At 63.2% G+C, this 17,677-nt stretch carries 14 protein-coding genes; 2 read left to right on the plus strand and 12 right to left on the minus strand.

Features of this window, described 5'->3' with window-relative positions:
• The first annotated feature begins 9 nt into the window (after positions 1-9).
• Positions 10-1,263, plus strand: coding sequence for an OprD family porin (locus BLQ55_RS20240; protein ID WP_092256311.1), 1,254 nt, complete (start codon positions 10-12; stop codon positions 1,261-1,263).
• A gap of 207 nt (positions 1,264-1,470) precedes the next feature.
• The gene (locus BLQ55_RS20245) at positions 1,471-2,727 is read left to right on the plus strand and encodes an MFS transporter (protein ID WP_092256451.1); all 1,257 of its coding nucleotides are present in this window, start codon (positions 1,471-1,473) and stop codon (positions 2,725-2,727) included.
• A 30-nt stretch (positions 2,728-2,757) separates the two neighbouring features.
• On the opposite strand, the gene BLQ55_RS20250 is transcribed toward BLQ55_RS20245, so the two are convergent.
• The 12 genes from BLQ55_RS20250 to BLQ55_RS20305 form a co-directional block, all read right to left on the minus strand.
• A complete protein-coding gene (locus tag BLQ55_RS20250) occupies positions 2,758-4,128 on the minus strand; it encodes a sensor histidine kinase (RefSeq protein ID WP_256326621.1) in 1,371 nt (456 codons plus the stop codon).
• On the minus strand, positions 4,121-4,807 hold the full coding sequence (locus BLQ55_RS20255; RefSeq protein ID WP_092256317.1) for a response regulator transcription factor: 687 nt from the start codon (positions 4,805-4,807) through the stop codon (positions 4,121-4,123). The genes BLQ55_RS20250 and BLQ55_RS20255 overlap by 8 nt, the downstream gene beginning before the upstream one ends.
• Positions 4,807-5,604, minus strand: coding sequence for a MipA/OmpV family protein (locus tag BLQ55_RS20260; RefSeq protein WP_092256320.1), 798 nt, complete (start codon positions 5,602-5,604; stop codon positions 4,807-4,809). The genes BLQ55_RS20255 and BLQ55_RS20260 overlap by 1 nt, the downstream gene beginning before the upstream one ends.
• Before the next feature lie 217 nt (positions 5,605-5,821).
• Positions 5,822-6,577 (minus strand): ABC transporter ATP-binding protein, encoded by a 756-nt coding sequence (locus BLQ55_RS20265; protein WP_092256323.1) that lies wholly within the window; start codon positions 6,575-6,577, stop codon positions 5,822-5,824.
• Positions 6,571-7,632, minus strand: a complete 1,062-nt coding sequence (locus BLQ55_RS20270) for a FecCD family ABC transporter permease (RefSeq protein WP_092256326.1) — start codon at positions 7,630-7,632, stop codon at positions 6,571-6,573. The genes BLQ55_RS20265 and BLQ55_RS20270 overlap by 7 nt, the downstream gene beginning before the upstream one ends.
• Entirely contained in the window at positions 7,629-8,816 is a 1,188-nt protein-coding gene (locus BLQ55_RS20275) for an ABC transporter substrate-binding protein (RefSeq protein WP_092256330.1), read from the minus strand. Before BLQ55_RS20275 ends, BLQ55_RS20270 begins: the two co-directional genes overlap by 4 nt.
• 63 nt (positions 8,817-8,879) lie before the next feature.
• Positions 8,880-11,291, minus strand: a complete 2,412-nt coding sequence (locus BLQ55_RS20280) for a TonB-dependent receptor (RefSeq protein ID WP_092256332.1) — start codon at positions 11,289-11,291, stop codon at positions 8,880-8,882.
• A 100-nt stretch (positions 11,292-11,391) separates the two neighbouring features.
• Positions 11,392-12,369, minus strand: coding sequence for a FecR domain-containing protein (locus BLQ55_RS20285; RefSeq protein WP_092256335.1), 978 nt, complete (start codon positions 12,367-12,369; stop codon positions 11,392-11,394).
• The gene (locus tag BLQ55_RS20290) at positions 12,370-12,885 is read right to left on the minus strand and encodes a sigma-70 family RNA polymerase sigma factor (RefSeq protein ID WP_092256337.1); all 516 of its coding nucleotides are present in this window, start codon (positions 12,883-12,885) and stop codon (positions 12,370-12,372) included.
• A gap of 456 nt (positions 12,886-13,341) precedes the next feature.
• Complete coding sequence (locus tag BLQ55_RS20295; protein ID WP_092256340.1) at positions 13,342-14,526, minus strand: aminotransferase class V-fold PLP-dependent enzyme; 1,185 nt, start codon at positions 14,524-14,526, stop codon at positions 13,342-13,344.
• Positions 14,527-14,540: 14 nt separating this feature from the next.
• Positions 14,541-15,785, minus strand: a complete 1,245-nt coding sequence (locus BLQ55_RS20300) for an MFS transporter (RefSeq protein WP_092256343.1) — start codon at positions 15,783-15,785, stop codon at positions 14,541-14,543.
• Positions 15,786-15,801: 16 nt separating this feature from the next.
• Positions 15,802-17,649, minus strand: a complete 1,848-nt coding sequence (locus tag BLQ55_RS20305) for an IucA/IucC family protein (protein WP_092256347.1) — start codon at positions 17,647-17,649, stop codon at positions 15,802-15,804.
• Positions 17,650-17,677: the final 28 nt, after the last annotated feature.

Consider the following 17,677-nt stretch of genomic DNA (forward strand, 5'->3'; position numbering starts at 1 on the left):
TAGCCAGACATGACCATTTTGCTGACCCGCGGGGCTTTGTTTCCAATCCTTGGCCTGTTGCCCCTGGCCACGGCCAGCGCCGAAGGTTTCATCGATGACAGCAAGCTGAAGCTGCAATTGCGCAACGTCTACTTCAACGAAAATTTCCGCGACGAGCACGGTATGAGCGCCCGGGCGGCAAGGACCGCCAAGAGTGAGCGCACCGAATGGGCCCAGGGCTTCCTGCTGGATTACCAGTCAGGCTTTACGCCGGGCACCCTCGGCTTCGGGATCGATGCCCTGGGCCTGCTCGGGGTCAAGCTCGACTCCGGGCGTGGCCGCAGCGGCACCGGCCTGCTGCCGGTGCATGACGACGGTCGCGCCGCCGACGAGTTCGCCAGTGCGGGCATGACCGCCAAGGCCCGGTTGGCCAAGACCACGCTCAAATACGGCACCTTGCTGCCCAAGACCCCGGTGCTGGTCTACAACGATGCGCGGCTGTTGCCCCAGACTTACCAAGGCACCCAGATCAGCAGCAATGACATTGACAACCTCACCGTCACCGGCGGGCACCTGGAGCGTTTCAAGCTGCGGGATTCGAGCGACAGCATGCCCATCGTGCCGGACGGCTACGGCGGCGATAAGTCCGGTGACTTCAGCTATGCCGGTGCCGACTACAAGCTGGGCAAGCAGATCCGCCTGAGCTACTTCTATGGCGAGCTGGAGAATTTCTATCGACAGAACTTTGTGGGCATCCAGCATGATCTGCCCCTGGGCGCCGGGGTATTGACCAGCGACCTGCGCTACTTCAACAGCGTCGATTCGGGGTCGGCCTACGGCGGCAAGGTCGACAACGACATGCTCAGCGGGTCGCTGTCCTACGCCGTGGTCGGCCACACACTGAGCGCCGGTTACCAGACCCTCAGCGGCGTGGCGGGCCTGCCTTACATCAGCGGCGCCACGGTGTACTCCTTCAGCAACGTCGGGATCGGCAAGTTCATCGAGGAAGACGAGAAGACCTGGATGCTCGGTTATGGCTACGATTTCGCTCGCCTCGGTGTGCCCGGCCTGACGTTCTCCACCCGCTACCTGAGCGGTAACGACGGTAAGTCCAACACCACGGTCAAAGAGTGGGAACGTGACGCAGAGATCGCTTATGTGGTGCAGCAGGGTACGTTCAAGGGGCTGGGGGTGAAGTTGCGAAACTACGTCTATCGCTCGGACTTTTCCCGTGGCCGTGACAGCAACCGGATCTACTTTACCTACGACATCGCTCTTTGGTAGGGCACTTCTCGCCGCCGCCGCTGCCTGATCCCACGGGGCAAGCGCCTTGGCCCCGCGGTCATCGCAGTGGCTCGGATCGATGCTTTGCGACATCATGACGCGTCCCGTCACGACGCGTGGGTGGCGGACGGAACAGACCGTGTCGTCTTGTGTGGCCGCACACCTTGGCGCTAATCACCTTTGGGCAAAGCCCCCGTCGAGGCCGCTGTGGATCGAAACCGAGAGCGACGTAACAACCTTTCCCTGGATGGCCTGAATTTTTTCCTCGCGGATGTGCGCGATGGTTTGGGGCCTTACCTGGCGATCTACCTGCTGGCGGTGCATCACTGGGACCCGGCCAGCATTGGCGTGGTGATGACGGTCGCGGCCATGGCCGGGCTCGTCGCCCAGGCGCCCGCCGGCGCACTGATCGACCGGGTGCGCGGCAAGCGTGCCATGGTGGCCGTGGCCGCCTTGGTGGTGACGCTGGGTTGCCTGATACTTCCGTTCACGTCGTCCTTTGGCCTGGTGGCATTGACCCAGGCCATCGGCGCCGTGGCAGCGTCAGTCTTTGCGCCGGCTATCGCGGCGATTTCCCTGGGCATTACCGGCGCCAAGGCTTTTACACGGCGTACGGGGCGCAATGAAACATTCAATCACGCGGGCAATGCCTGCGCCGCGCTGCTGGCGGGTGGGTTCGCCTGGCTGTTCGGTCCCATCGCGGTGTTCTACCTGATGGCCGCCATGGCATTGGCCAGCATCGTGGCGGTCGGTTGCGTGTCCGCCGAGGCCATCGACCATGATGTGGCCCGGGGCCTGGAGGCGGGGCAGTTGGTTCACGGCCCTGTACCCTCGACGCTGCGGGTCCTGCTGGATAACCGTACGCTGCTGTTGTTCGCCATTTGCTGCGGGCTGTTCCACCTGGCAAACGCGGCGATGCTCCCGCTGGTCAGCCAGAAGCTCGCCCAGGCCAATGTGCACCTGGCCACGCCGTTGACGTCGGCTTGTATCGTTGCGGCGCAACTGGTCATGGTGCCCATGGCGTGGCTGGTGGGCGTCAAGGCCGATGCCTGGGGCCGCAAGCCGTTGCTGTTGGCCGGCTTCCTGATCCTGCCCATCCGCGGTGTGTTGTACGTGCTCTCGGACGACCCCTACTGGTTGGTGGCGGTGCAACTGCTGGACGGTATCGGTGCCGGGCTGTTTGGCGCGCTGTTTCCCCTGGTGGTCAAGGACCTGACCCAGGGCACCGGGCGCTTCAACGTCAGCCTCGGGGTGTTGTCGACGGTGTTCGGGCTCGGCGCCGCGTTGAGCAACAGCCTGGCCGGCTTCGTGGTGCAAGGGGCTGGCTACAGCGCGGCGTTCCTGACCCTGGCGGCGATTGCCGCGCTGGCATTCGGCCTGTTGTTGGCGATGCCGGAGACCTTCAGACCAAGCCGCGTGTCCCAGGCCGACCCCCTTGCGGTGCCCGACGGCGGGGTCGCCTGAGGCCGGATACCCGGTTCACCCCAGCGCTGTTCAAGCCCGGGCGGGGTCGTTGGCGTGCTCCCGTCGAGACAGCTGAAGCAGCAAGCCTGGTTCCGCTCTCATGGCTGAAAGCGTCCAGCCATGGGCCTGGGTGATTTCCTGGCAGATCGTCAGGCCCAGGCCGGCGCCATGGTCGCGGCGATGGGCCCCGCGCCAGAAGCGCACGAACAGTTGGGGCAGTTGCTCCCGATCAACGCCGGGGCCCCAATCGCGTACGCTCAGGTGATCCCTGCCGATCTCCACCCGCACCTCGGTGCCTCGAGGGGCGTGTTGAAGGGCGTTCTCCAGCAGGTTTTTCAGCAAGGTGAAGAGGGCGCTGCGATCAGCCTGCCAGGGGGCAACGCCCGTGCAATCCTCGGCCAGTACCAGGCGCACGTCGACGGCTTCGGCCATGCGCTGTAGATAGTCGGCGGCTTCCTTCGCGACATCGGCCAGTTCGACCGCGGCAAACCGATAGTTCTGGGCCTCGCTGGCTTCGGTCAACAGCAGCAGTTGCTGGGCTTGGCGGGTCATGTGTGCCACGTCGTTGAGCAGCGCGTTGCGACCAGGACTGTCTGCCATCAATTCGATCTGCGCGCGTATCAGCGCCAGCGGTGTCTTCAGCTCGTGCGCCGCTGTCGCCAGAAACTCCTGCTGGATCCGGTAGCCATTTTCCAGGCGCTGGAGGACCCGATTGAAACTGTCCACCAGTGGCACGATTTCGGACGGGACGCTGCTGACCTGCAAGCGCGAATGCAGCGAGCGAGGCGAAATGGCCGCGGCCGACTCGGACACTTCGCGCAAGGGCTTGAGCGTATAACCCAGGATGACATAGGCGCAGGCGCCAAAGACGAAGAGTAGTACCAGGCTGAACAGGGCGATGCCGGCCCCCATGAAGGGCAGCGCGAAGGCCCCGTGAAAGAGGTCCATCAACCGTTCGCTGACGGCAAGCTGCAGGAACCAGGTCTGGCCGTCGTGTTCGACTGGCGCGGTGGCACCGTACATCAAGATGCCCTGGCGCTCGAACTTGAACGGTTCATGCTCCAAAAGGCGCAGCGAGGCACTCGCCGGCCAGAAGGTCGCGTCGGTGGACGCCAGGGCCACGTTTGCCGAGGCATCCAGCACACGGTAGCCGATCTCCTGTCCCATGCTGTCAAAGGTCCAGATTCGATCCGCCTCGCTGGGATCGAATCCGGCCGGACGCCCGCCAGCATTGAACTGGAGTTTCTCCGCCAGCTCCTGGGTGCGCTCGGCCATGTTCATGACCGACAGGATGTCGCTCTGTGAGCTGACCAGGGCCAATGCCGCCGACACGATCAACAGAATGCTCAGCGCCACGCCGGCAATATAGGCCAGCAGCACCTTGAACCTGAGGCTACTCAACCACGTCGACCTGGCGGAGCGCATAACCGAGACCTCGCAGGTTGACAATGCGTTGGCGGGAGCCGATGGCAAGCAGCTTGCGGCGGATACGGTGCAGGGCCACGTCCAGGGCGTTCGGCGTGACCGCCTCGCTCAAGCCCCAGCCCGCCGCCTCTATGTTGGGGCGGCGGACGACTTCCCCAGGCTTGCGCAACAGCAGCAACATGATCTGCATTTCCGCCGGCGCCAGGGTAATGCTTTCATTCGCACAACACATAGTGCCGGTATCGGGTTGCAGGCTCAGGTCACCGTGGCTGGGGGCCAGTGGCCGACAGTCCACGGGGCGCCGCAGCAAAGCCCGCACCCGGGCAACCATTTCATCCATGGCAAACGGCTTGGGCAGATAGTCATCGGCACCGGCATCGAGCCCCTGGACCCGATCATGGAGGGCATCCCGTGCCGTGAGCACCAGGCACGGCAGGCCAAGCCCGGCGCTGCGCAGGCGCTTCAACAAGACCAGCCCGTCGCCGTCCGGCAAGCCGCGATCGAGGATCAGCGCCTGGTAGGGCACCCGCTGGATGGCCGCCCAGGCACCGTCCATGCGGTTGATCACATCGACGGCGATCCCGGCGTTCGTCAATCCCGTGCTGACCAGTCGGGCCAAGCGTTCGTGGTCCTCGACCAACAGAATACGGCTCATCAGAAGCGGTACAGGTAGCCGAACAGCGCGCTGTTTTCGGTAGAACGATCTACCAGCGGGCTGTCCTTGATCTCGCTGGCGAAGCGGGTCGCCTTGATATCGAGGAACACAGAGTGGTGCTTATCGAACATGTAGTTTCCCCGGACGCCAAATTCGGTATTGAGGGCAGACTTGCCATCATAGGCCGCGCGATCGATGCGGGCTTCACTGTCGCGCACGCCAAAATAATAATCGACGTATTTCTTGTCCTGCCACATCGCCGTCACGTGGGGCGTGAGGGTGATGCGATCGTCGAACCGCCAGGTCCGCTCCAGGCCAAGGTTGAAGCGCTGTCCCTTGCTGTTGCCCGATACATCCGCCAGCCACTCGGCGTGGGCGTCCACCCAGGCGGTGTTCCACTGCACTTTGGCTCCGGCCCAGAAGCTGTTTTTACGGTCGTTCATGCCATCGAAAACCCGCGAGTCATCGGCATCATAGCCACTGAAATCGTACTGGCCCACGAGGCTGAAATCGATGTGCTGGGCGTCGTTGATCTCGAGCTGCGACAGCTTGACCTCGGCGTTTGGGCCGAACACCCGCAGGTATTCGTTCTCGAAGTAGATCAGCGGTATCGCCTTGTTGTCACGATCGATGCCGGTATAGGGCTGCTGGCTGCTGATTGCGCCGACCCCCAGCCCCCAGGACGAAGACGGTTCGGCAGTTTCAGGTTCGGAGGACTGTGCGGCCAGCGCTGAAGGGGGCGCAGTGAGCATGATCAGGTTCGGGATGGTTGAAACGGCTAAGCGCAGCAAATGCATGGGGTGCTCCAACGGGACAGGATGAAATGCGCGTCTATCGTTGAGCGTTTTCCCTTACGGGATACTTACGGTTATTTGTCGAAAGCTTGACCTCGAGGCCTGTACAGCCGAAGAGCAGAACGCGGTGTCCGAGGACATCAATCGTAACGTGAATGAGATCGTTGGCTTGGTTATCCAGGTAAGTCCCGGGCCTTTGGTGCAAGGCCCGGGTGTACGCTCAAACGATATCGTCGATCAGGATGTGGCGCTCGCCGCGGCTGCATTGTTCGATCCGCGCTTCGACCTTGTAGACCTGGCGCAGCATCGACTCGGTAATCACCTCGGCGCTCGGGCCGCTGCCCTGGGCGGTGCTGTCGGCGATGATCAGCACTTGGTCGGCAAAGCGCAGCGCCTGGTTCAGGTCATGGATGGCGATGAACACAATGACCTGGCGCTTGCGCGCCAGGGCCCGCATGAAATTCAGCACCTGGACTTGCCGATGCATGTCCAGGGCGCTGGTCGGCTCATCCATCAACAGGATCTCCGGTTCGCGCACCAGGGTCTGGGCGATCGACACCAGTTGCTGCTGTCCGCCGCTAAGCTCTCCGAGATTACGGAACGACAACTCAGTGATGCCCAGCGCGGCGAGAATGTCGTCCACCCGCTTCAATTCATCATCATGGACGACCCAGCCCGGTGTGAGCTGCTTGCGCGCCAGCAGCACCGACTCGTACACCGTCAGCCGGGCGCTGGCGTTCAAGCCCTGGGGCATGTAGCTGATCCCCAGCGGTCCCTTTTTCGAGCCCTCCAGGACCACCTGTCCGGGGCCGTCGATCAACCCGGCCATGCGCTTGAACAAGGTGGATTTGCCCGCCGCGTTGGGGCCGACTACCGCCACCACCTGGCCGCCGACAAAAGCTGCCGTGGTCACGCCGTGAATGACCGTGCGCTGGCCATAGCGGGCCCCGAGATTCTCCAGCCGGATCGTTACCATGAGTTTTTCTTCCCGCCGAGAATCAAGGAGATGAAGAAGGGCACGCCGATCAGCGACGTCACCACGCCGATGGGGAAAATGGCCCCAGGGATCAGGGTTTTGCTGATCACTGAACTGGCGGACAGAATCAGTGCGCCGGTCAACAAGGACGCCGGCAGGAAGAACCGTTGGTCCTCACCGATCAGCATCCGCGCGATGTGCGGGCCGACCAGGCCGATGAAGCCGATCGTGCCGACGAACGCCACCGGGAACGAGGCGAGCAGGCTGACCATGATCAGCGTCTGAAAGCGCAGGCTGCGCACGTTGATGCCGAAACTCGCGGCCTTGTCGTCCCCCAGCCGCAGCGCGGTCAAGGCCCAGGCGCGCCGGGCGAAAATCGGCAGGGTGACCAGGATCACCAGGCAGATCACCCCGAGTTTGGGCCAGGTGGCTTTGGTCAGGCTGCCCATCGTCCAGAACACCACGGCGGCCACGGCTTGCTCGGTGGCGAAGAATTGCACCAGCGCCAGTAACGCGTTGAAGGTGAACACCAGGGCGATGCCGAGCAGCACGATGGTTTCGGCGGTGACACCGCGGCGCAGGCTCAGGAAGTGGATCAGCAATGCCGACAGCATGGCCATGATGAACGCGTTCACCGGCACCATGTACTGCGCCGCCAGCGGGAACAAGGCCACGCCAAACGCCAGTCCCATGGCCGCACCGAAACTGGCGGCGGCGGAAATGCCCAGGGTGAACGGGCTGGCCAGCGGGTTGTTGAGGATCGTCTGCATCTGCGCGCCGGCCAATGACAACGCGGCGCCGACCGCAACGGCCATCAGCGCCACAGGCAGGCGGATGTCCCACATCACCACGCGGACCTGGGGCGATGCGCTGTCCGGTGAAAACAGCGCACCGAGCACTTCGTCGAGGCTGTAGCGTGCCGGCCCGAGGGCCAGGTCGAGCAGGACGCTGCTGATCAGCAACAGCGTGAGCCCGCCGAGAATGAGCCGCTTGCGCAGCACCAGGCGCCGGTAGGTGTCACGCTGCATGACCAGGGGCTCGTTCAACGACATCATGGCTGGTCCTCGGTCTGGCCCAGGCTGACGGCGTAACCCGGCTCATAAGGGACCGGCAGGAACTGCTCGTGCAATTGGCGGAACGAGGCGTCCGGGTCCAGGTCGGCGAACAACGTCGGGTGAAACCACTTGGCCAATTGCTGGATAGCCACGAACTGGTAGGGGCTGTTGTAGAACTGATGCCAAATGGCGTGGAACGCTTGGTCGTCCTGGGCCTTGATGCCGGCGTAGGCCGGTCGCTGGGTGTACCACGCCAGTTTTTTCCTGGCTTGGGCCATGTCCGCCCCGGGGCCGACGCCTACCCAATGGCCACCGGGTGCAAAGGCTTCCCAGTTGGCACTGGTAACCACCACCTGCGCCGGGTTGGCGGCCACCACTTGCTCGGCATTCAACTGGCCGAATGTGGTGGGGATGATGCCTTTGGCGATGTTGTCGCCACCGGCCATTTCGACGAACAGGCCGAAGTTCTCGTTGCCGAAGCTCAGGCAGCAATCATCGGTGTAGCCGCCGATGCGTTCGATGAAGACCTTTGGCCGGGCAGGGTGGCGCGCTTCAATGACGTCGGTGACCCGTCGAATCTGTTGGTTGCGAAAATCGATGAAGGCTTCGGCACGGGCTTGCTTGCCGAACAACTGGCCGAACAGGCGCATGGTCGGCTCGGTGTTCTGCATCGGGTTGTTGCGAAAGTCCACGTAGACCACCGGGATGCCCAAGGCGTCGAGCTTCTCGATGTAGCGCGCATCCTCGGTGGCGTGCTGGGCTTCGATATTGAGGATGATCACATCCGGACGCTGGGAGATGGCTTGTTCAATGTCGAAGGTGCCGTCCTCGAACCCGCCGAAGGTCGGGATCTTGGCAATGTCGGGAAATTTGCGCAGGTAGGCGCCGTAGGTGTCCGGATCCGACTGGATCAGGTCCTTGCGCCAGCCGACGATGCGTTCGATGGGATTTTGCGTGTCCAGCGCCGCCACCAGGTACAACTGGCGGCCTTCGCCGAGGATCACCCGTCTGACCGGGAGGTGGACCTTGACCTGGCGCCCGAGCAGGTCGGTCACGCTGCCCAGGGCAGGGTCCGCCTCGGCGGCCAAGGCATCGTGGGGCGTCAGCGAGAGAAACGACACACCGAGCAGCCCGGCGAACAGCAGGGCGGCGAGGGTGTGCGGGCGGCGAAAAGCAGTAACCATGGTTCAGGCCTTTACAAAAGCCGGACCGGACAACGGCGCAAGTCGCCGCCCGGCCCGCAGGTTTCAGAAATCAACGGTGGCGGATAACAACAGCGTGCGCGGTGCGCCTTGGGAAAACGCGCCATAGGACGCGACCCCCGACCAATAGGCGCGGTCAAAGACGTTCTGCACCGTGGCGCGAAATGTCGTGGGCCGCTCGGCAATGCGCGTGACATAACGGGCACCGACATCGAAGCGGGTCCAGGCGTCCAGCTCCTGGGTGTTGGCCTGGTCGACGTACTGGCTGGCGGTGTAGATCGCACCGCTGGTCAGGGTCAGCCCATCGATGCCCGGGGTGTCCCACTCGGCCCAGAGGTTGGCCTGGACCTTGGGCACGCCCACCGGTGTATTGCCGCGGTTGGCGGCCACGCTGGTACGGGTCAGTTCCCCGTCGAGTAGCGTCACGCCACCGAGCAGGCGCGTGCCCCGGGCAATCTCGCCGGACAGGTTCAGTTCCACGCCACGGTTGCGTTGCTGGGCCTGGACCGAAAACACCCCGGACGACAATTCACCGCTGGGTTTCTTGATCTGGAACAGCGCCAGCGTGGCCATGAAACGTTCGTAGTCGACCTTGACCCCGATCTCCTGCTGGCGGGAGATGTAGGGTGAAAAAACCTCTTCGGCGTTCGTGGCGGCAGACGGCGCGATGTCGCCCTTGCTCAGGCCTTCGATGTAGTTGTAGTACAGCGCGACATGGTCCCAGGGCTTGGCGACGATACCGAGCAGTGGGGTGGTCTTGCTTTTATCGTAGGACGGGGTGGCGACGGTGGTGTTGTAGTTGTCCGACTGGATGTTTTGCCGGCGCAACCCGAGGGTGACTTGCAGGCGCTCATCGAGCACCGACAAGGTGTCGGCCAGGGCGACGCCCGACAGTTCGCTTTCGGAGACTTTTGGCGTGTGAGGTTCGGCGAGGTTGGGCCTGGGCCGGTCGACCGGGTGATAGATGTTCGAGAGGATGGCGGGGCCGGAAACAATGCCCCGGGACAATTCATCGCGATAACGGCTGACTTGCAGCACCGCGTGGTGGCTGACCGGCCCGGTGTCGAAGCCCAGGCGCGCGCCGGCATCGACGGTGTAGCGTTGGACGTTGAATTTGTAATAACCGGGAACCGATGACGTGTCGCCGGCGGCGTTGATGATGGTCGGGGTCTGGTCGGACATGCGCTCAACCTCGGATTTTCCGCCGCCGGCGTGGGCAAACAGAGTCAGTTGGTCGCTGAGGTCGTACTCGCCACTCAGCAACGCCGATTTGTCCCGGGCCCGGGAGCGTCCCCAGTCCTGGCTGACACTGGTGCGGCCGTTGGCGGCGGAGGGAATTTGCACGCCAGGGGCGATCAGAAAAGGGCGTGAGGCGGCGTCGAATTTTTCATCCTGGCTGATCAGGTCCAGGGTCATGCGCAGGCTATCACCTTGGTAATCCAGGGCCATGGCGCCGGTACCGACGTCTCGGGACTGCTTGTCGATGGCCGTGTCACCCTGCTGCAGGCTACCGTTGAGCCTGATCCCGAACCGGCGGTCTTCGCCAAAGCGCCGACTGATGTCGAGGTGGCCGCCCAGTTGCGAGTCCGTGGCGTAGCGGCTGGTGAATCGGGTCAGGTCCTCGTCGAGGGCGCGCTTGGGGACCACGTTGATCACGCCGCCCACGGCGCTGTTGGGCGACATGCCATACAGCAGCGCGGCGGGCCCCTTGACCAGTTCGATGCGCTCGGCGTAATCGGTGAACACCCGGTAATTGGATGCCACGCCATACACACCGTCGAAAGCCAACTCCCCGAGGTTGCCTTCCCCCAGCGGAAAACCGCGGATGAAGAACGAGTCGACGATGCCGCCCGCCTGGCCAGTGGAGCGCACCGAAGCGTCGCGTTCCAGCAAGTCGCCCACGGTGATCGCCTGTTGATCCCTGATCATCGTCGAGGTGTAGCTGCTGACGCTGAAGGGTGCATCCATCACATCGGCGTTGCCCAGCAGGCCGAGGCGTGCGCCGCGGGCGACCTGGTCGTTGGCGTCGGCAGGTGGCAGGTCGGTGCTGCGTCTGCCGGCGGCATCGACGCTGATCTGCGGCAGGGACACCTGGCGCAGCACCAGTGTGTAGCTGCCATCGTCGCGGGCAACCATCTCCACGCCGCTGTCGGCCAGCAGACGGGTGAGTGCTTGCGCTGCCGGATACGTGCCGGAAAGCCCAGGGCTGACCAGGCCCTCAGTGATCGAGGGCTGGAACGACAGGGCAATGCCGGCGGTCACCGCAAAGCGCGACAGGGCAGGGCCGAGCGGGCCCGGGGCGATGTCATAGGCGCGGGGGGCGACGGTTTCCAGTTGCGCGGGCGCGGCGGCGAAGGCGAACGGCCCGGTGACCCCGCTCAACGCAAGGCTCAACAGCACACTGCGCATGACGGGCTTGGACGGACGATCCGGACGCAGGGGCCGTGCAACGAGCATGGATGGATGACCCTATGGACGAGATGAAATGGTTATTCCTTTCTTTGCCAGTTGAGATCAAAAAAAGTATCACCCGAGCAGCAAATAATTTTTTGTGGGGTCAGGCTGGGGAGAGCGTCACCCAGTAACCGCTCAAATGACCGGTGACCAGGACCGGGTAGGTTTGCACCAGCATGTTGAGCGTGCGCTGGGTATCGCTGATGGGAAACGCGCCGGACACCCGCAGCTCGGCAATGGCCGGGTCGCAACGCACGAAGCCCCGGCGATAGCGCGCCAGTTCGGCGACGAAATCCGCCAGGCGCATCCTGTCGGCCATCAGCATGCCTTGGGTCCAGGCGCTGGCGTTGCGATCTGTCGGGGTCAACGGGCCGAAGGCCTGGGAGGAGAAGTCGGTGCGCTGTCCGGCGTTGACGATGAGCGGCGCGGCCTGGCGAGCCTCGGTCAATTCAATCCGCACCGCGCCTTCGAGTACCGCCAGATGGGTGCGCGATGGCAGCTGGCGCACGATGAACCGCGTACCCAGGGCTTGCATCCGGCCCTCGCGGGTGCTGACCAGGAACGGTCGGGCCTGTGGTGAGGCATCCGGCGCGGTCTGCACCAGGACTTCCCCTTCGCGCACATGGAGGAGCCGCTGTCGGGTGTCGAACAGCACGTCGAGGGCCGTGCCGGTATTGAGGGTGAGGTGAGAGCCGTCGGCCAGGGTCAACTCGCGGCGCTCGCCGATGGCGGTGCGGTAGTCGGCGGACCATTGCTGCGATTGCGCCAGTTTCCAACTGCCCCAACCGACAGGCACCGCTGCCAGCAGCAACGCCAGTTTGCCGAGGGCCGCGCGCCGTTCGGGGCTGCTTGGGCGATCCAGCGCCGACATCGCCAACGCGCGTGGCAAGCCGCCGAGCTTGCTTTGCAGCAATTGCGCACGAGACCAGGCCCGACCGCGCTCGGGGCTGCTGGCCCGCCAACATTCCCATTCGACGCGCTCGGTGTCACTGAGGTCGCTTTCGCTCAAGCGCATCAGCCACTCGGCGGCTTCTTCGAGGACCTTGGGGTCGAGCGGCGGCTCACGGCGACGAGTGAGCATTCATTCCACCAGCATCAAGCACTGTACGAATGCCTGCTTCATGTAGCGCTTGACCGTGATCAGCGAGACGTTCAACTGTTGGGCGATGTCGTCGTATTTCAGGCCGCCGATCTGCGACAGCAGGAATGCCCGCTTGACCGGCGCCGGGAGGGTGTCGAGCATGGCGTCGATTTCGTGCAGGGTTTCCAGCACCAGAAAGCGCAATTCAGGGGACGGCACTTCCTGGGCCGGCAAATGCGCGAGCGCCTCCAGGTAGGCACGTTCCAGGGCCTTGCGTTGATACCAGTTGATGAGAATGCCCTTGGCCACGCAGCTCAGGTAGGCCCGGGGCTGGTCAATGGCCGTGACTTGGGAGGCGAGAATGCGCGTGAAGGTGTCTTGCGCCAGGTCCGCCGCATCCATGGCGTTGCCCAGCTTCTTCTTCAGCGTGTTGTACAGCCAGCTGTGATGGCCGGCGTACAGGTCTTCGATCACGCGCAGATGCTGGTCGTTGTTCGCGGGCAGGGTTTCGCTCATGGTTGCGTTTTTTGCAATTGAGAAGTATTCCCAATGCTAAAGGACAACTTGCCCGCGACGCAAGCGGCATCGACTGGGAGCGAGCTTGCTCGCGATAGCGGTGTGTCAGCTCGCGGAGATGTTGACTGTGCCGACGCCATCGCGAGCAAGCTCGCTCCCACAGTTTTCGGGGATGATTATGAGATTTGAGATACACACTGAATCCCCTGCGGGAGCGAGCCTGCTCGCGATAGCGGTGTGTCAGCTTGCGGGGATGTTGACTGTGCCAGCGCCATCGCGAGCAAGCTCGCTCCCACCGTTTTCCGGGATGATGAGATTTGAGATACACACTGAATCCCCTGTGGGAGCGAGCTTGCTCGCGATAGCGATGTGTCAGCTTGCGGGGATGTTGACTGTGCCGGCTCCATCGCGAGCAGGCTCGCTCCCATCGTTTTGAGCAAAGCCCTGAACCATCTCTCAGGCGCGCGACAGGTGCGTCAGCGCGGCCGCCAGCGTGTCGATTTCAGCTTCGGTATTGTAGGCGTGTACGGAGGCGCGGCTGACTTCCAGCAAGTCGCGTTGCTGCATGTCGAGCATCGTCGAGCGGAACGTCGAGGTGCTGACGTTGATCCGTTTGGCCTGGCCCGCCAGCCATTGCTGGACCTGGGTCGCGCTGCCGTGGCGGTGGGTGAATGTGACGATGCCGGATTGGAGCGTGCCCTGGTCTTGAAGCGTGACCGTCGGAATCACCGCCAGGCGTTCGCGCAAATGGCTGGCCAGGTGTTGGATGCGCTGCCACATCGGCTCGATGCCTTGGGCCAGTGCATAGTCCACCGCCGCGCCGAGCCCCAGCTTGGCCGCCACGTTGCATTCCCAATTCTCGAAACGCTTGGCATCGCCACGCAGGCTGAACGTGTCAGGTGTTTGCAGCGAGGCGGCATGCAGGTCGAGAAAAACCGGCTCAAGGTTCTGGCACAGGGCCTTTTCGACATAGAGAAAACCCATGCCCCTGGGGCCACGCAAGTACTTACGGCTGGTCGCGGCGAGCATGTGGCAGCCGATGCGTTTCACATCGATCGGCATTTGCCCGACCCCTTGGCAGGCATCGAGCAGAAACAGCACCCCGGCGGCCCGTACCAGGGCGCCGATCTGTTCGACGGGTTGGACCGGTCCGCCGTTGGTGGCGATCACCGGCAAAGACACCAAGGCAACGCGATCATCCTCCAGCAGCGTCTTGAGGGCTGGCAGCGACACCTGGCCGTGCTCATCGTTGGGGATGATCCGCAGCTCGATACCGCGGAGTTTTTTCAGTTGCAGGTAGGGGATGTAGTTGCCGGCGTATTCGGTGGTGGACGTCAGGACCACATCGCCGGGCCGCAGCGGCAATGAATAGAAGGCCATGTCCCAGGCACGGGTGGCGTTTTCGATCACCGCGATTTCATCGGGCTGGGCGTTGATCAGGCGGCCAATGGCGTTGTAGACATTGTCCAGCGCCGCGGCCTGTTGCCCGGCAGCCTCGTAACCACCGAGGCGCGTCTCCCGTTGCAGGTGGTTGGTCACGGCCTCGATCACCGGTTCAGGCATCAGTGCCGCACCGGCGTTGTTGAAATGGACCAGGTGCGCGACACCGGGCGTATCGGCACGCAGTTGTTCAATGTTCAAAGCAAACTCCTTGATCATTCCCCGGGCGGGGCGGGGCTGGCTTGCAGGCTCGCGGGCCAGTACCGCAAGGCGACGATGGGAACCAGGGCCAACACATAGGCCAGGCAAACGAACAGGTAGGTGTATTGCAAACCGTAGACCTGGCTGAGCAATCCACCGGCCGAGATGCCCGCGATCGAGGCGAACTGCGCGGTGCCCTGGGCAATGCCCAGCACTTGGCCTTGGCGCGCGCTGTCGGCGGATTTCGAGATCAACGCCATCAGCACCGGTGTGGTAGCCCCCAGCAGCACTCCCCAGATGAAGTAGACGACGACAAAGACGATGGCATTGCGCGTGACCCCCGCCAGGGCGGTCAGGGCGATGCAACCGAGCACGACGTAGATGATGCGGTGCAAGGTGTCCTGCTGGGTACGGTGCTCGAAATAGCGCGACCAGGCGGTGGCCGAGAGGATGAAGCCCAGCGCCAGCAAGCCGTAGCATAGGCCGACCACCGAGTTGCTGACATCGAATACCGAGCTCACATACAAGGAGAATGAGGTCTGTGGCAGCATCCGTGCCAACAGCAGGATGCCCATGACCCACAGCAATGACAGCAATGGCGTTCCTTGCCAGACGCTGTCGGTACGGCTCGCTATCGTCGGGGCCTGGCTGGTCGCGGTTTTTTTCACCGGTGGCACGTCCGGCAAGGTCACGGCGGCCACCACCGTGCATACCGCGCACAAAGCCGAGGCGATGATGTTGATCCAGAAGAAAGTGGCGTAGTCGAGGATCAGGCCCCCGACCACCGCGCCGAGCAATGAGCCGACGTTGGTGGATATTTGCAGGATCGCGAACAGACGCGCCCGTCGCGAAGGGTCCTCGATGCTGACGCCATAGGCCTGGGCTGGGGCGATGTACCCGGCAAAGGCGCCCTGCAGGAAGCGCAGCACCAGGATGATCCAGATGTCGCTGCACAGCGCTAGCCCGAGCTGAGTCAATGACAAGCCCGCCAGGGCGCGGATCATCATCAACTTATGACCGTAGCGATCACCGATACGACCCCAGAAGGCACTGGTCAGGATGATGCCCAGCATCGGCCCGACATACACGGCGATGCTGGCGAAGCTGAAGACCGACTCCGAGGACGTCAGCCCGCGCAGGTGGACCGGCCAGAACGGCCCGCTCATTTCCATCGCGCCCATGGAGATGAGCTGGATCGCGAATAGAAGGTAAATCAGGATCCTGACGTTCGAACCCTGGATGGCACCTGCGTGGGACATGACTCAGCCTCAGTAATTAAACGCTCGCAAGCGGGTTGGTCAGCGTGTGCTGTAAACGATAGTTGGAGTACTGCAACAGGTGCATGCGCAACAACGACCGGGTCGGCCACGGGGCCTGGATGAACGCCTGGCGTTCAGCCTCCCACAATGGCGCGGCGACACGCTCGCGCACGGCTTCGAACGCCGCCTCGGTTTCCTCCCGCAGTACCCTCCACAGTCGCGTGTCGCCCAAGCCGTATTCCCGTGTCAGCCACAAGGCGATCTCGTGCAGGTGGGTAAGGAATGCCGCGTCGAGCACGAACATACGCACCGGCTCGATATCTTCCACGAACACGGTCGGCAAGATGCCCGGCTGCACATGAGGTTGCAAGGTGTACCCGCGTTCTTCCAGCAGGGGCGCGTAGGTCCTGCCGTCGCCGAAATCGCGGATCAACAGGCTACGCGCTTCGCCATCGGGGGCAAACAGCACCATGGTGTTTTGCTGATGGGCTTCGAGGCCGATGCCGTACATCAGGTAGATCGCGACCACTGGGCGGGTGACCACGGCGGCGTACTGCCGGAACCAGTCTTCAACACCCTGGGCATCGGCCCGAACCCCATCGCGCTCTATCAGGTCGGTAAACAGCGGGCGACCGCCGGGCAGGCGGGTGAACAACGAGGCCACGGTAATGGGCAGGCAATCGTCGTTGCGTTCGAACGCCGCCCGGCTGGCGCGATAGACCACTGACAGGTGCCGTCCGGGGGCATCGTCCTGGGTGATCGCGTTGCGGTACCGCACGCCGATCTCTTCCGGGAAGATCTCCAGGCGCTGGTGGAAGCCGTTTTCGGCGGCGAGGATTTTCGTGATCACCGTGCTGATCCGCGGGCCCATGTGGATCGACTTGGCTTGTAGGCTGCGCAGCTCGCTGGTCATCCACACGGCGATGGGCAACTTGATCAGCGGCGCGGTCTCGTCCAGCACCGGCATCATGGTCCGATAGGACATGGTCGGCAGGGTCTGGAGGTCGGGGCCCTCGGTGATCAGGATGCCGGCTTCGATTTCCGCGGCAAAGGTCTTGAGCACGTAGGCCTGGAGATGCCAGGCATGGATGGGCAGCGGCAGCCATTGGTTTTCGTCCAGGCCCTTGGCATTGAGCGCGGCGGTCCATTGCGCCCATTGCGCCGGGAAATTGCTGGCGAACCAACGGTGGTAGCTGGTGACGTGGGGCATGCTTTCACTTTTGGCCATGTCGGCGCGCAATGCGGCGATGCGCAGGGGGACCTGGGCGTTGAACTCGGGGGACAGTTGTTCGACCTCCGCATCGCTGAGGCCAGGACGGGATTTCCAGGTCGGATAATACGGATGGCCTTCAAGCGACCCCCATTGGTCCAACAGGATCGCGGCGTCCTTGGTGCTGGTGTGTCGGCGCAGGTAGTCGGTCAGGCTGGCGAGCCCGTGGCTTTCGGCGGCCTGGGCTAGGCGCGCGTTCCATTGCTGGCGATGCTGGCGGGCGTGGGCATCGTTCATCAGGCTGTTTTCCATGTCCGACTTGAGGCCGGCCACGCCTTCGTCGCTGGGTTCGAAGTCGAAGCTGTCGCGCAGCACGTCCAGCAAGTCCTGATGGCTGTGAATGACTTGGCGTACGCCTTCGTCGGTCAGCAGGACCACGTCGCCGTCACTGATCAAGGTGTCGGCGGGGGCCAGGGTAATCTGCGAGAAAAACAGCTGGGCCCGGGCATTTTTCAACGGGTAGGTCGCCTCGCTGCCGTCCGCGGAAAAGCTCAGGGCCGAACGGTCCAGGATGTTCTCGGCAAACAGGCAGCGAACCAAGCGTCGCATGGCGTTTTTGCGTGAATAAGTGACCAGTGTCTTGAAGTCATCCATAGCGGTATCTGCTCGTCGATGAATAATA

This window comes from Pseudomonas sp. NFACC13-1, assembly GCF_900104425.1.
In the GTDB taxonomy this organism is placed as follows: domain Bacteria; phylum Pseudomonadota; class Gammaproteobacteria; order Pseudomonadales; family Pseudomonadaceae; genus Aquipseudomonas; species Aquipseudomonas fluorescens_AA.